12 protein-coding genes and 1 pseudogene are annotated in these 13899 nt (G+C 63.1%); 11 read left to right on the top strand and 2 right to left on the bottom strand.

Going from position 1 to position 13899, the window contains the following annotated elements; genetic code table 11:
• From VF629_RS11645 to VF629_RS11625, 5 genes and pseudogenes are all read left to right on the top strand, one after another.
• Positions 1–190, top strand: a pseudogene (locus tag VF629_RS11645) (porphobilinogen synthase); the annotation flags it as partial.
• A 358-nt stretch (positions 191–548) separates the two neighbouring features.
• Positions 549–4160 carry a PQQ-dependent sugar dehydrogenase gene (locus VF629_RS11640; protein WP_331058652.1) on the top strand — a complete coding sequence of 1204 codons (3612 nt, stop codon included), beginning with the start codon at positions 549–551 and terminating at the stop codon, positions 4158–4160.
• A gap of 131 nt (positions 4161–4291) precedes the next feature.
• Positions 4292–4798: a GNAT family N-acetyltransferase gene (locus VF629_RS11635; RefSeq protein WP_331058651.1), complete on the top strand. Its 507-nt coding sequence runs from the start codon at positions 4292–4294 to the stop codon at positions 4796–4798.
• A 32-nt stretch (positions 4799–4830) separates the two neighbouring features.
• Positions 4831–5043 (top strand): hypothetical protein, encoded by a 213-nt coding sequence (locus VF629_RS11630; protein WP_331058650.1) that lies wholly within the window; start codon positions 4831–4833, stop codon positions 5041–5043.
• A complete protein-coding gene (locus VF629_RS11625) occupies positions 5040–5360 on the top strand; it encodes a type II toxin-antitoxin system RelE/ParE family toxin (RefSeq protein WP_331058649.1) in 321 nt (106 codons plus the stop codon). The genes VF629_RS11630 and VF629_RS11625 overlap by 4 nt, the downstream gene beginning before the upstream one ends.
• Before the next feature lie 25 nt (positions 5361–5385).
• On the opposite strand, the gene VF629_RS11620 is transcribed toward VF629_RS11625, so the two are convergent.
• On the bottom strand, positions 5386–6765 hold the full coding sequence (locus tag VF629_RS11620) for an APC family permease (protein WP_331058648.1): 1380 nt from the start codon (positions 6763–6765) through the stop codon (positions 5386–5388).
• Between the two features lie 143 nt (positions 6766–6908).
• On the opposite strand from VF629_RS11620, the gene VF629_RS11615 reads away from it, so the two are divergent.
• The 5 genes from VF629_RS11615 to VF629_RS11595 all read left to right on the top strand — a co-directional run bounded on the left by VF629_RS11615 (position 6909) and on the right by VF629_RS11595 (position 11840).
• On the top strand, positions 6909–7853 hold the full coding sequence (locus VF629_RS11615) for a cation diffusion facilitator family transporter (RefSeq protein WP_331058647.1): 945 nt from the start codon (positions 6909–6911) through the stop codon (positions 7851–7853).
• 102 nt (positions 7854–7955) lie between these two features.
• The gene (locus VF629_RS11610; protein WP_331058646.1) at positions 7956–8903 is read left to right on the top strand and encodes a cation diffusion facilitator family transporter; all 948 of its coding nucleotides are present in this window, start codon (positions 7956–7958) and stop codon (positions 8901–8903) included.
• Positions 8904–9076: 173 nt separating this feature from the next.
• Positions 9077–10009: a cation diffusion facilitator family transporter gene (locus VF629_RS11605; protein ID WP_331058645.1), complete on the top strand. Its 933-nt coding sequence runs from the start codon at positions 9077–9079 to the stop codon at positions 10007–10009.
• 104 nt (positions 10010–10113) lie between these two features.
• Positions 10114–11349, top strand: coding sequence for an amine oxidase (locus VF629_RS11600; RefSeq protein WP_331058644.1), 1236 nt, complete (start codon positions 10114–10116; stop codon positions 11347–11349).
• Positions 11346–11840, top strand: a complete 495-nt coding sequence (locus tag VF629_RS11595; RefSeq protein WP_331058643.1) for a methylated-DNA--[protein]-cysteine S-methyltransferase — start codon at positions 11346–11348, stop codon at positions 11838–11840. Before VF629_RS11600 ends, VF629_RS11595 begins: the two co-directional genes overlap by 4 nt.
• 148 nt (positions 11841–11988) lie before the next feature.
• On the opposite strand, the gene VF629_RS11590 is transcribed toward VF629_RS11595, so the two are convergent.
• Positions 11989–12867 (bottom strand): alpha/beta hydrolase, encoded by an 879-nt coding sequence (locus tag VF629_RS11590; RefSeq protein WP_331058642.1) that lies wholly within the window; start codon positions 12865–12867, stop codon positions 11989–11991.
• A 191-nt stretch (positions 12868–13058) separates the two neighbouring features.
• On the opposite strand from VF629_RS11590, the gene VF629_RS11585 reads away from it, so the two are divergent.
• Positions 13059–13832 (top strand): hypothetical protein, encoded by a 774-nt coding sequence (locus VF629_RS11585; RefSeq protein ID WP_331058641.1) that lies wholly within the window; start codon positions 13059–13061, stop codon positions 13830–13832.
• Positions 13833–13899: the final 67 nt, after the last annotated feature.

Here is a 13899-nt window from a genome sequence, read left to right as displayed (position 1 = left end):
CACGCACCTGCCCGTGACGGCCTACAACGTGAGCGGCGAGTACGCCATGGTGAAAGCAGCCGCGCAAAACGGCTGGCTCGACGGCGAAAAAACCATGATGGAAGTGCTCACCAGCATCAAGCGCGCCGGGGCCGACGCCATCCTGACCTACTTCGCCAAAGAGGCGGCAGCCGTGTTGCGCCGAGGTTAGTACCGCCGGGTTTTATTCAACTATTCCCGGGATTTATTTAATCAAAAAACGCGCCCTACCCGGCGCGTTTTTTTATGTCCAAATTTTTTTAGGCGCTTACAGGCCATTGAGCATACCTGGGGCCGTGTTCACAAAAAAGTCACGCGCCCCTGGGTGGCCTAGCGCATCTAAAAAGCTAAATTCAATTATTATACATAGGCCATGCAGATATGATAAACCCATCTGTAGCAGCCTATTGTCCAAGTATTTCCACCTTTTTTGCTTTTGCCTATGGTTTGATTTGATGGCTTGCCATAATTACCCCGCAAGACCGCCTTCTCGGGCGTGTCGGTTGAATTCACCACTTCACTCTCCTTCCATGAAAACATCTATCACCCCTTCTCAGACGCGCGGCCGGTGGCCGCGCCCAGCGTCAAGCAGCTTCTCCATCATTCTGGTGCTGCTGGGGCTGTTGCTCACCTGGTCGGCTCAGGCCCAGACGTTACCCGCGGGCTTCAGCGCAACGCTGGTCAGCAGCGGCATCAGTAGCCCCACGGCCATGGCTTTTGCGCCGGACGGGCGCATTTTCGCCTGCCAGCAGAACGGCGTTCTGCGCGTCGTGAAAAACGGTAGCCTGCTGCCCACGCCGTTTGTGAGTCTGAGCGTGAATTCAAGCGGTGAGCGGGGGCTGATAGGTATTGCCTTCGACCCTAATTTTTCCAGCAACAACTACGTGTACCTCTACTACACGGTGGCCAGCGGGGCCAACAACCGCATCAGCCGCTTCACGGCCAACGGCGACGTGGCCGTGCCCGGCAGCGAAACCGTGGTGCTCAACCTCGACCCGCTGAGCAGCGCCACCAACCACAACGGCGGGGCCATGCATTTCGGCCGCGACGGCAAGCTGTACGTGGCCGTGGGCGAAAACGCCAACGGCGCCCTCGCCCAAAACCTGGACACCTACCACGGCAAAATTCTGCGCATCAACCCCGACGGTTCGGTGCCCAGCGGCAACCCGTTTGTGGGCAGCGGCCTCTCGGCCCAGCGCCAGCGGGTGTGGGCCTACGGGCTGCGCAACCCGTTCACCTTCGCGGTACAGCCGGGCACGGGCCGCCTCATCATCAACGACGTGGGGCAGAGCAGCTGGGAAGAGCTGAACGACGCCAGCGTGGGCGGGCGCAACTTCGGCTGGCCTTCCTCGGAGGGCTACACCGTGCAGGCGGGGCAAACGGCGCCCCTGTTCGCCTATCCGCACCAAAGCGGTTTCCCCGACGGCACGGGCTGCTCCATCACGGGCGGCACGTTTTTCAACCCGGCCAGCACCAACTACCCGGCGTCGTACGTGGGCAAGTATTTCTACCAAGATTACTGCGGCAAGTGGATAAACTACATCGACCCCAATAGCAGCACCACGCCCCCGCCGCGCTCGCCGTTTGCCACCGCCATGCCCGGCGACGCCCTGGCCCTGCAAACCGGCCCCGACGGCAACCTGTACTACCTGGCCCGCAACGGCTCTTCCCTCTGGAAAATCGTGTACACGGCCTCGACCAGCGCGCCGGTCATCACGTCGCAGCCGCAGAACGTGTCGGGAGCGCCGGGCACGCGGGCCACGTTCACGGTGGGAGCCAGCGGCTCGGCCCCGCTCGGCTACCAGTGGCAGAAAAACGGCGTGAACATCGGCGGTGCCACGGCCAGCAACTACGTCCTGGCCAGCGTGACGGCGGCTGATGCCGGCCAGTACCGCGCCGTGGTGACCAATGGCGTGGGCTCGGCCACGAGCAACGCCGCCACCCTCACCGTCACGGCGCCGAATGCGGCGCCCACGACCCAGATTCTGACGCCTGCCAGCGGCACCACCTACGTGGCGGGCACCACCATTTCCTTTTCGGGCAGCGCCACCGATGCGGAAGACGGCACGTTGCCCGCCAGTGCGTTTGTGTGGCAGGTCGATTTTCACCACGACACCCACGTGCACGACGGCACGCCATTTAACCAAGGCGCCAAAACCGGCACCTTTGCCATTCCCAACACCGGCGAAACAGCCGAAAACGTCTTCTACCGTCTCATTCTGACTGTGACCGACGCGGGTGGCCTGAAGACCACGACCTATCGCGACATTCTGCCGCAGAAGTCTACCATCAGCCTCGCCACCAGCCCGGCGGGCTTGCAGCTCACGCTTGATGGCCAGCCGCAGGCCACGCCCGCCGCGGTGCTGAGCGTGGAAGGCATCCTGCGGGCGCTCGGAGCGCCTTCGCCTCAAACGGTGAACGGGGTGACCTACGAGTTTGTGTCGTGGTCGAATGGCGGGACGCAAACGCAAACCGTGGCCACGCCCACGGCCGATGTCGCCTACACGGCCACCTACCGGGCGGTGACCGCCCCGGCGCAAGCCGTGACCTCGCTCACGCTGTTCAACGCCGACACCGACTTGCCCATTGCCGGCTACGACCCGCTGCCCAATGGCGCGACGCTCAATCTGGCCACGCTGCCCACCCGCAACCTAAACATCCGGGCCAATACCAACCCGGCCACGGTGGGCAGCGTTCGCTTCGGCTATGACGGCAACGCCAACTACCGGGTGGAAAGCAGCTTGCCCTACGCCCTGGCCGGCGACAATGGCCTGACCCCGAGCGGCACGCCTAACTTCAATGCTTGGACGCCAACTGTGGGCAGCCACACGCTCACGGCCACGCCCTACACGCAAAGCGGAGCGGGCGGCAGCGCCGGCACGCCGCTCACCGTCACGTTTGCGGTGACCAACGATGCCGGCACAACCTTGCGCACCCCCGAAAACCCAGCCAACACCGCTGCGGGGTTGGACTATGCCTACTACGAAGGCAGTGGCTGGAGCGCCCTGCCAGCGTTTGGGACGCTCACGCCAACGGCTGGCGGCACCGTTGCGGGCTTTAGCCTGGCCCCCCGCCTGCGCAACGAAGACTTCGCCTTCCGGTACACGGGCTACGTCACCGTGCCGGCCGATGGCCAGTATACCTTCTATACCACTTCGGACGACGGTTCCCAACTCTTCATCGGCTCGACGCTCGTGGTGAACAACGACGGGCTACACGGCCCGCAAGAAGCCGCGGGCACCATTGGGCTTAAGGCTGGGGTACACGCCGTTACGGTTACCTTTTTTGAGAGGGGCGGCGGCGAAGTGCTTGAAGTGAGCTGGGCCGGCCCGGGCTTGGCCAAAACTGCAGTACCGGCCAGTGCCCTGCGGCGGGCCAGCGCGGGGCCCGCGCTGCGCAGCCCCGATGGCCCTGCCAGCCCCGTGGCGGGCCTGAACTACAGCTACTACGAGGGCACCTGGGACGTGCTGCCCAACTTCGCCGCTCTGACACCCGCTGCCAGCGGCACGGTGGGCAGCTTCAGTCTGGCGCCCCGCCTGCGTGATGAGCTTTTCGGGTTCCGGTACACGGGCTACGTGCGGGTGCCGGCTGATGGAGTGTATACTTTTTATACCACTTCCGACGACGGCTCCCGCCTCGCCATCGGCAGCCAAGTGGTGGTGAACAACGACGGGCTGCACGGCCCCGAGGAGGCCGCGGGCACCATCGGGTTGCAAGCGGGACTGCACGCCGTGACGGTTACGTTTTTTGAGCGCAACGGGGGCGAAGTGCTGAACGTGAGCTACGCTGGACCGGGCCTGGCCAAAACCAGCGTTCCGGCTTCGGCCCTGTTCCGGGCATCAAGCGGAACCCAGCGGGCCCCGGCACTCAGTGCCCGGGGAAATCGGCCCTTTGAGGTGCAGCTTTACCCCAACCCGGCCCACGAGACCGTAACCCTGCGCGTGCAGGCAGTGGTGGCCCAGGAAGCCCGCGTGGACATGTACGACGCGCTGGGTCGCCGCGTGGGCGGGCTTGGCCAAGCCCTCACCGTGGGCTGGCACGACCTGAAACTGCCCCTGCGGCATTTGCCCGCCGGCGTGTACTCCGTGGTGGTGCTACAGGGCAACGAGCGAAGCGTGCAGCGGCTGGTAGTGGCGAGGTAGTACGGCCCGTTGCTACTAGTGCTGACGCAAAAAGGGCCGCCTTATCCAGGCGGCCCTTTTTTGTGCTGAGGCCGGGAGAACCGCGCTTTTGGGCAGAACGCGTGCGGTTCCGAATGTAATTTGCCGGCCTTATGCTCCTTGTTCGCCCCGCCACCCTCGCCGATGTACCCGCCATACTTGCCTTAGTGAAGCGGGTGGTGCCGCTGATGCATGCCAGCGGCAACTTCCAATGGTCGGCCGACTATCCTAACGAAGCCGTGTTCACCGCAGACATCAAACGATGCCAGCTGTGGGTGGCCGAGCTGGATGGCGCGCTGGCCGGCGTGGCCGCCCTCACCCAAGACCAGGACGAAGAATATGCCCAAGCCGACTGGGACGTGACCGAGCCGGCCCTGGTCACGCACCGCCTGGCCGTGGACCCCGCCGCCCAGGGCAAAGGCATCGCCGCGGCACTGCTAGAGGAAGCCGAGCGGCAAGCCGTGGCGCAAGGCCTCCGCACACTGCGCGTGGACACCAACTCGGAAAACGCGGCCACGCAGCGGCTCTTCCCGAAGCTGGGGTATCGGTTCGCCGGCGAAATCACGCTGGGCTTCCGGCCGGGGCTGCGGTTCTTTTGCTACGAAAAGCGGCTTGGGTGAACCCCGGCCGGCGGTTTGGTGTAAATTGAGTCATGAAAACGTACACGCTCGATGTGTTGACCCCGGCCGATGAAGAGATGGTAGCGGCAATTTTAGAGGCTTTATCAAAGCGTAACGTTATTCGTTTTGCTGTTGCCGCACCTTGGCAGCCGAATTCGGAGGAGGAACTCGCGGCCAAAATAGCCGCTGCTGATGCCCAACCGCGGCTCTCCTTTGCTGAGGCTCGTCAGCGCCTGGGTATATGAGCGAAACAGCTCGTACGGTCAATTTGACCGAAACTTTTCTGGACGGGCTGGCAGCTATTCAGGCGTATCAGGGTCAAGCAGAGGCTGCAAAGGGGCGCCAGCTGAGTTCAGCCATTGTCGATTTTGCTTGCGACGTTATAGGAGCTTTTCCACACGCCTACCCTCGGCACCACATTCCGCAGCACCCTGACCGTGACTACCGGCGAGCCGTTTTTCGACGCGATTACGTTCTGATTTACCGTGTCACGGAAAATGAAGTGACCTTTTTGTTGATTTATGGCGCTCGTCAAAATCCACCTGATACATTGCCGGAATAGCACTATTTAGACGGAAGCAACAACCCTAATTCTTCTCAAACGGCCACCTACCCAGCCGGCGGCTCCACAGCACAAACACGATGACGCCCAGCACTATCACCGCGAGGCCGGAGAGCATGAACTTGGCGCCGGTGCTGTAGAAGATGAGCAGCCACACCGCAATGGCAATGATGACCGGCAGCGGGTACAGCGGCATTTTGAAAGGCAGCGACGCCGTGCCTCGGCGACGGCGCAGCAGCATCAGCCCAACGGCCTGGCCCACAAACTGCACGAGGATGCGCATGGCCAGAATGGCCGTAATCACCTCGCCCAAGCGGAATAGCAGGCTAAACACGAACCCGACTCCGCCCAAAATCAGCAGCGACACGTGGGGGAAGTTTTTGGTGGGGTGCAGCCGGCCGAAGATGGACAGAAACTCGCCATCGGCGGCGGCCGCGTAGGGAATGCGCGAGTAGCCCAGCAACACCGCAAATAGGGACGCAAACGCCACCAGCAGCACCAGCGCCGTGGCCGCCTGCGCAGCGCCTACGCCGTAGAGCCGCTCGACGAAGACACTGACGATGAACTGCGACTTGTCGGCCACGCCGGCTGTTCCGGCGGCTTGCCAGTTCTGCACTTCCTGCCAGGGAATGACGGTGCCCACGCTCCAATTGAGAAGCAAGTACAGCGCCATGATGCCCAGAATGCTGAAGAAAATGCTGCGCGGGATGACGCGCTGGGGGTTCACGATTTCGCCGCCCAGGTGGCACACGTTGTAGTAGCCCAGGTAGGAATAGATGGTTTTGATGGCGGCCTGGCCCATGGCCGCGGAAAGCAGCACGCCCGGCAGCGCCGACACGCCGCCCGAGGGCAGCCACGCTACTTCGTGGTTGGGGTGCGTGAGGCCCCCAAAAATCAGCCAGCCCATGAGGCCCAGCACGCCCACCCACAGCATGACGCCCAGCTTGCCAATGTCCTCGATGCGCCGGTACAGCAGCACGATGAGCAGCAGCACCACGGCGCCCGACACCAGCTTGGGCTGCCACCATTCGGTCATCGGGACGAGGTAGCCGAAATACTGCGCAAAGCCAATGGCGCCCGACGCCAGCACCAGCGGCGACTGCACCAATGTTTGCCACACGTACAGAAACGACATCAGCCGGCCCCATTTCTGCTCGCCATACGCCAGCTTGAGGAAGCGGTACGAACCGCCCGCTTCCGGGTAAGCAGCCCCTAGCTCGCTCCAAATCAGGCCGTCGACCAGGGCCAGCCCGGCGCCCACCAGCCAAGCCAGTAGGAAGTTGGGCCCCATGATGCCCATCACCAGCGGCAGCGTCACAAACGGGCCGATGCCGACCATGTCAATCATATTGAGGGCGGTGGCTTGCACCAGGCCCAAGCGGCGCTGTAGAGAAGGTTGGGACATGAGGCGAAAGTAGCGCGGACTTTTAGTCCGCGACGGCTTTGGCACCAACTCGCAGACTAAAAGTCCGCGCTACGGCCCTTCCAACCTCTTTCACTGTCGTTCGTAAGCCCGACAACTCTTCACGCATTCTTCATTCTTTCCCGATGGCTGGCAGTTCTTCCAAAATCGTTGTTTATGGCGCTATCGGGGCCAACCTGGCCATTGCGGCGTCCAAGTTTGTGGCGGCGGCCTTCACCGGCAGCGCGGCCATGATGTCGGAGGGCATACACTCGCTGGTCGACAGTGGCAACGGGGTGCTCATCCTCTACGGCATGAACCGCAGCGCCCGGCCCGCCGACGAGCGCCACCCTTTCGGCTACAGCAAGGAAATCTATTTCTGGACGGTCATCGTCGCGGTGCTCATTTTCGCAGTGGGCGGCGGCATGTCGCTCTACAAAGGCTACCAATACATCCAGAACCCCGTGCCCCTCACCGACCCCACCTGGAACTACTGGGTACTCGGGCTGGCCATCGTGTTTGAGAGCGTGGCCTCTTCGCTGGCGTACCGCGAATTCCGCAAAACCCAGGGCGAACAAGGATTCTGGCAGGCCCTGCGCTCCAGCCGCGACCCGGCCGTGTTCGCCATTTTGCTCGAAGACCTGGCGGCGCTGGTGGGCCTCGTCATTGCGCTGGCTGGCATTTTCTTTGGGCATTTGCTCAACAACCTGTACCTCGACGGCGCGGCTTCCATGGCCATTGGGGTACTGCTGGTGGGCATGGCCGTTTTCATGCTGAAGGAGTCGAAAGGCCTGCTGATAGGCGAAGGCGCCAGCGCCGAAGTGCTGCAGAGCCTCGAAGCGCTGGCCCGCCAAGACGCCGCCGTGGTGCGCCTCAAGGCCCCGCTCACCATGTACCTGGGCCCTGCCGACGGCATTTTGGCCCTCGACATTGCTTTTAAAGACCACCTCACGGCCGGGGAAGTGGAGCAAGCCGTCGAACGCCTGCAAACCGCCATCAAAGCCAAGTACCCCGATTTTAAGCAAATTTTTATTGAGGCGTCTTCCCTCACCGGGCATCCGGCCACCAGCCCGGCTCAGCCGGCAGCTTAAGCGTAGCCCAAGCTCCACCGTAGTGCACTACGGGGCCGACTAGCGCCCTGCTTTGGCCGTAGCCGGGCCAACGCCGGCCGGGCCAGCTGCGTAAAGTCTGGCATGAGTTCGACTGCTTCTTCTTCAAAATTTGCCATTTACGGCGCCATCGGGGCTAACATTGCCATTGCCGTCAGCAAGTTCGTGGCGGCGTATTTCACCGGCTCCTCGGCCATGCTCTCCGAAGGCATTCACTCCCTGGTAGACAGCGGCAACGGCTTCCTGATTTTGCTGGGCGTGCACCAAAGCACCAAGGCGCCCGACAAGCGCCACCCGTTTGGCCGCAGCAAGGAGCTGTATTTCTGGGCCCTCATTGTGGCCATCCTGGTGTTCTCGGTGGGCGGTGGCATGTCGTTTTACGAAGGCGTGGAGCACCTGAAGAACCCCGCCCCCATCACCGACCCCACCTGGAACTACTGGGTGCTGGGCCTCTCGCTGGCGTTCGAAGGCATTTCGTGCTTTCTCGCGTTCAAAGCCTTCAACGCCGACCGTGGCGACCAGGGTTTCTGGGCAACCCTGAAACGCAGCAAAGACCCGGCAGTATTTGCCATTCTGCTCGAAGACCTGGCCGCGCTGCTGGGCCTCCTCATTGCGCTGGTAGGCGTGTATTTTGGGCATAAGCTGAACAACCCCTACTTCGACGGCGCGGCTTCCATTGGCATTGGCACGCTGCTGGTGTGCGTGGCCATCTTTCTCATCTACAAAACCAAGGACCTGCTGATTGGCGTGGGCGCCGACGACGAAACCCTGGCCAGTCTGCAGGGCATTGTGCAGGCTCAGCCCAACGTGCAGTACATGCGCGCCCCGCTCACCATGTACCTGGGCCCGGCCGACGTGATTTTGGCCCTGGACGTGGAGTTCGAAAGCCGCCTGTCGGCCGACGAAATAGAGCGCGCCGTGGACACGCTACAAGACGCCATCCGGGCCAAGCACCCGGAATTCAAGCGCATTTTCGTGGAAACCAAAGCCATCAGCGAGAAGGAGCGCGTGGGCAGGGCCGCCACGAGCTGAGGCAAAAAGTCGCGCGTGAACAAGGCAAACGGCCAACGCCCGGCCGAAGCGTCTCTGCCTGAACCCCAAAACCGCTGGGGTGGGTCACGGGGCGGCACCAAGCTTCGGCCGGGCGCCGCGCGTCCGCCTTTTCCGCCCGTTCTTCGGCGTGCTAACACCCCTACACCCTACCTATGGCCAACCCTAACGCATCAAAAGTTTCCCTTTACGGTGGCATTGCCGCCAACACCGCCATTGCCATCAGCAAGTTTGTGGCGGCGTATTTCACCGGCTCCTCAGCCATGCTTTCCGAGGGCATTCACTCGCTGGTGGACACCGGCAACAGCGGCCTGCTGCTCTACGGCGTGCACCGGAGCCAGCGCCCGGCCGACGCCGAGCACCCGTTCGGGCACAGCAAGGAGCTGTATTTCTGGGGCTTGATTGTGGCGGTGCTGATTTTTGCCATCGGCGGCGGCATGTCGTTTTACGAAGGCATCAAGCACATCGAGCACCCCGAGCCGCTTGAGGACGCGGGCTGGAACTACATCGTGCTGGGCGTTTCGCTGCTGTTCGAGGGCCTTGCCATGTACCTCTCGGTGAAGGCCCTAATGAGCCAGGCCGCGGCCAAAGTGGGCTTTGTGAAGCTGCTGCGCACCAGCAAGGACCCCGCAATTTTTGCGTCGGTGATGGAAAATCTGGCGGCCCTCATTGGCTTGCTGCTGGCGCTGGCCGGTGTGTTTTTGGGTCATCAGCTCAACAACCCCTACTTCGACGGGGCCGCGTCCATTGCCATTGGCTTGCTGCTGATGCTGGTGGCCGTGTTTCTGGTGGGCCGCACCAAGGCCCTGCTGGTGGGCCAGGGCGCCGACGCCGACACCCTGGCCGGCCTCGAGCGCATTGCCCGCGCCCAGCCCAACGTGCGCCACATCCGCACGCCGCTCACCATGTACCTCGGCCCCAACGACCTCATCCTGGCCATCAACGTGGAGTTTGCCGAGCACCTGAGCTACGACGAGGTGGCCCAGGCCGTGGAGCAGTTGCAAGCGGCCATCCGGACGGAATATCCGGATTTTAAACGCATTTTTATCGAGGCCAAAAGCCTGACGCAGCAGCCGGCCACCGCCTAATGCGGGCGCCGGTTTAACCCAACTGCTGTTTTTGGGGTAAAGAGGGTGCAGCCGCCCAGCTGAGCGGTGCTCCGCACCCGATAGACTTACGCAGCTACTTTTCTATGGCCCTACTTACCCCCGACGCTAATCCCTTTCGCTCCTTTTGGTGGGGCGGCTACGAATGCACCGACCAACTGAATGCATTCGGCAATCGGGTCGACTTCCTGCCCCTGACCGGGCACCTGCCGCTCATCGACGAAGATTACGCGGCCCTGGGCCAGTTCAACGTGCGCACCGTGCGCGAGGGCATTCGCTGGGCCCACATCGAGAAGACGCCGTACCAATATGATTTCAGCACCGTGAAGCTGATGCTGGAAGCCGGCCAGCGCCAGGGCATCCAGCAGGTGTGGGACCTGTGCCACTTCGGCTTTCCCGACGACCTGACCCCGCTACACCCCATGTTTGCCCGGCGCTTCGCCGCGCTGTGCCGCGCCTTCGTGGATTTTTACCGCAGCCAGCGGCCCGATGACGTGCTTATTGTGACGCCCATCAACGAGGTCAGCTTCATTTCCTGGCTGGGCGGCGACGCCAACGGCACCTCGCCCTACTGCCACGGCCAGGGCTGGCGGGTGAAATACGGGCTGATGCGCGCCTACATCGAGGGCAGCTACGCCCTGCGCGAGGCCGACCCCGGCATTCGCCTGCTCACCACCGAGCCGCTCATCAGCATCACCCCGCCGCCCAACCCCTGGCCCCAGCACCGCCGCGAAGCCCGCGACTCGCACAACAACCAGTTTCAGGCCACCGACATGCTGTGCGGCCGCATGTGCCCCGAACTGGGCGGCAACCCTGACTTGCTCGACATCGTGGGCTTCAACTACTACTACGACAACCAGTGGCAACTCCATCCCTACCGCAAGCTGGGCTGGAACGACCCCGAAATGGACCCGCGCTGGGTGCCGCTGCACAAGCTGCTGCGCAAAGCCTACCAGCGCTACGGCCGCCCCTTCGCCATCACCGAAACCAGCCACCCCGGCGTGGACCGCCCCCTGTGGTGGAAGATGATAGGCGAAGAATGCGCCCACGTGCTGCGCAAAGGCCTGCCGCTGTGGGGCACCTGCGTTTACCCCGTCATCGACCGGCCCGACTGGGACCACCTGCACGAGTGGCACCGCTCCGGCCTCTGGGACGCCGACCTCGACCAGCCCGGCCCGGGCCGCGTGCTGCACCAGCCCAGCGCCGAAGCCCTGCTTCGGGCCCAGGCCGAGGTAGAAGCCGTCTTGCAGCGCAAACGCGGCCGCAGCAACAGCACCGTGCAATCGCGCGTGTCGCTGGCCGCGCCCATTTTTAAGCCATGAACCCCGTCACGGCCTACCTCGCCACTCCCCTCGGCCTATTGGCCATCACTGGCTCCGAGGCGGGCCTGAGTGCCGTCAGTTTTCATGGGACCGAAGCCGAGACGCCCACTGATTTCAAGGCCGTGCCGACGTGCCTGCAAGAGGCGCATCGGCAGTTGCAAGCCTACTTTGGCCGGGAACTGCGCGAATTTAATCTTGCCTACGCCCCCGCTTTCGGCACCGACTTTCAGCGGCAGGTGTGGCAGGCCTTGGTTGGAATCAGCTACGGCCGCACAGCGTCGTACCTCGACGTGGCCAAGCAACTGAACAATCCCAAATCGGTGCGCGCTGTGGGCGCCGCCAACGGCCAAAACCCGCTGGCCATTGTGTGGCCCTGCCACCGCATCATCGGGGCCGATGGCAGCCTGACGGGCTACGCTGGCGGCATGCATCGCAAAAAGTGGCTGCTTGAATTCGAGCAGCCCACGCGGCAAGGCGGGCTGTTTGGGTAAAGCGGCACGTTACCACTGGCCAGTCATGCCGAGCGCAGCCGAGGCATCTCGCGTGTGGTAGTAACCCAATCGTGAGGACGAAGCGGGCGAGATGCCTCGGCTGCGCTCGGCATGACGTTCTATTATTGCTCCTATTCCCTCCTTCACCTCACGCCCCTACCATCTCCAGCACTCCTTGGTAAATGACGTTGTGCTGCCAGTATAGCTGGAGCACCATGGGTACGTGGTGCCGGCCAGGAATGACGGTGTAGGGCGCCGGCTGTCCTATGGCCTTGAGCCGGTCGCGGAAACGGCCCGAGCTGCCGCTGATGCTGGGGTAGGTTTCGCCGCCGATGTAGAAGAGAAACGGCGGAATGCCCGGCCGAATCTTGTAGATGGCCGACTGCTCTTTCCACACCGCCGGGTCCTTGCCGAACGGCACCAGGTACTGCGCGTCGCCTTCGTACTTCATTTCCCTGAGGTAGCTGTACATGTCGAGGCCGGCCGGGTCGTCCATAATGGCGCCTTTCACCGGGTTTTGGGGCAGGCCGTTGGCGGCGAGCAGGGCGTCGTCGGTGGCCAACAGCGCCGCCAGGCCGCCGCCCGCGGAGTGGCCCATGACGAAGACGCGGGCTGGGTCGCCGCCGTATTGGCGAATGTTCTGCACGGTCCAGGCCAGGGCGCGGGCGCAGTCGGCGGCTTGCTCGGGCACGTGCACGGCCGGCGCCAGTCGGTAGTTGATGATGACGGCCACCACGCCCTGCTTGGCCAGGCGCCGGCCAATGAAGGTGTAGATGTTTTTGCTGCCGCTGGTCCAGCTGCCGCCGTGGATGAACAGCACCACCGGGTAGCCGGCTGCGTTGGCTTTTTTGGGCGAATACACGTCCAGGATGTGCCGCTCCTTATCGAAATCGGGGGCCGCGGCGGGCACGTAGGCCACGTCTTTGGCGCGGCGGCTGGGCTGGGCCACCACGTATTCGGTGGCCAGCATCACCACAATGCCCACCAGCAGCACGGCCACGGGGGCCAACAAGAAGAAACGACGCATGAAATCGGAAACAGGAGCGAGCGGCCACCGGCTGGCGGCCTGCCCCACCTACGCCCTGCCGGCGCTTGCAGTTTGCCCCGGCAGAACCTAAAACCTGTGGCGCGGGCTTGGCGGCGTTGGCTTTATCTTTGTTGGCAATGCACTTGGCCCCTGATTATTCGGGCTGGCTTCCATCTTCATTCTTCCCACCCGTGTTTACTTCCAACCTCCTCAAAACCGTTTCGCAGTCACTGGCCGCGGCCCTGCTGCTGGGACTGCTGCTCGCCGCCCCGGCCCAGGCGCAGCGCAAGAGCAAAAAAGGCACCCTGGCCAATTCCGACGGTAGCTTGGCCGCTGCCGCTACCACGCCCGGCCGCCCGGCCCGCTTGCAGCCCCTGTTTGGCGGCCTGAGCCCGGCCCAAGCCACCCAAGTCATCGGCGAGAAACAGCTGAAAGCCATTGCCGCCAGCTTTGCCTCCACCACCGAAGCCAGCGAGTTTTTCACCACCAAGGGCTACGAATATCTGCGCGAAAACCAGCCCGATACCGCCGCTTACCGCTTCAACGTGGCCTGGCTTCTCAACCCCCGCAACGCCGAGGCCTACCGCGGCCTGGGCATTGTGGCCAGTGCCCAGCCCACGCCAGATGCCGCCATCGGCCTGCTGACCAAGGGCCTGGAGCTGGCTCCCACCAACAGCTTGCTCTTGAGCGACCTGGGCACCACCTACCTGATTCGCTACGACCAGACCAAAAAGAAGAAGGACCTCGCCACCGGCCTGGACCTGCTGCAGCGCGCCGTGGCGGCCGACGCGACCAATGCCGCCGGTTGGCAGCAGCTAGCCCGCGGCTTCTACTACCAGGAGAAGTACGCCGAGGCCTGGGACGCCGTGCACAAAGGCCAGGCCCAGAGCGTCACCAGCCTCGATTTCACCCTGATTTCGGACCTGCTAGCCAAGCTGCCCGACCCGCAGGGCACCTTCAAGTAAGAGGACCCGAGTAGACGAATCTCGGCAATCTGCCCGTTACACTCGTATAGGCAGTTTTTCTCACCTT

The organism is Hymenobacter sp. (genome assembly GCF_036388155.1).
Classification (GTDB): Bacteria; Bacteroidota; Bacteroidia; order Cytophagales; family Hymenobacteraceae; genus Hymenobacter.
Note: the sequence above shows the minus strand (reverse complement) of the source record. Positions and strands in the feature narration are given on the sequence as shown.

What these genes read in the sequence shown, in the direction of transcription:
- VF629_RS11625 (WP_331058649.1), top strand. Translation starts at nt 5,040, where the DNA reads ATGAGCGAAACAGCTCGTACGGTCAATTTGACCGAAACTTTTCTGGAC.
- VF629_RS11635 (WP_331058651.1), top strand. Translation starts at nt 4,292, where the DNA reads ATGCTCCTTGTTCGCCCCGCCACCCTCGCCGATGTACCCGCCATACTT.
- VF629_RS11620 (WP_331058648.1), bottom strand. Translation starts at nt 6,765, where the DNA reads ATGTCCCAACCTTCTCTACAGCGCCGCTTGGGCCTGGTGCAAGCCACC.
- VF629_RS11610 (WP_331058646.1), top strand. Translation starts at nt 7,956, where the DNA reads ATGAGTTCGACTGCTTCTTCTTCAAAATTTGCCATTTACGGCGCCATC.
- VF629_RS11630 (WP_331058650.1), top strand. Translation starts at nt 4,831, where the DNA reads ATGAAAACGTACACGCTCGATGTGTTGACCCCGGCCGATGAAGAGATG.
- VF629_RS11605 (WP_331058645.1), top strand. Translation starts at nt 9,077, where the DNA reads ATGGCCAACCCTAACGCATCAAAAGTTTCCCTTTACGGTGGCATTGCC.
- VF629_RS11640 (WP_331058652.1), top strand. Translation starts at nt 549, where the DNA reads ATGAAAACATCTATCACCCCTTCTCAGACGCGCGGCCGGTGGCCGCGC.
- VF629_RS11595 (WP_331058643.1), top strand. Translation starts at nt 11,346, where the DNA reads ATGAACCCCGTCACGGCCTACCTCGCCACTCCCCTCGGCCTATTGGCC.
- VF629_RS11600 (WP_331058644.1), top strand. Translation starts at nt 10,114, where the DNA reads ATGGCCCTACTTACCCCCGACGCTAATCCCTTTCGCTCCTTTTGGTGG.
- VF629_RS11590 (WP_331058642.1), bottom strand. Translation starts at nt 12,867, where the DNA reads ATGCGTCGTTTCTTCTTGTTGGCCCCCGTGGCCGTGCTGCTGGTGGGC.
- VF629_RS11615 (WP_331058647.1), top strand. Translation starts at nt 6,909, where the DNA reads ATGGCTGGCAGTTCTTCCAAAATCGTTGTTTATGGCGCTATCGGGGCC.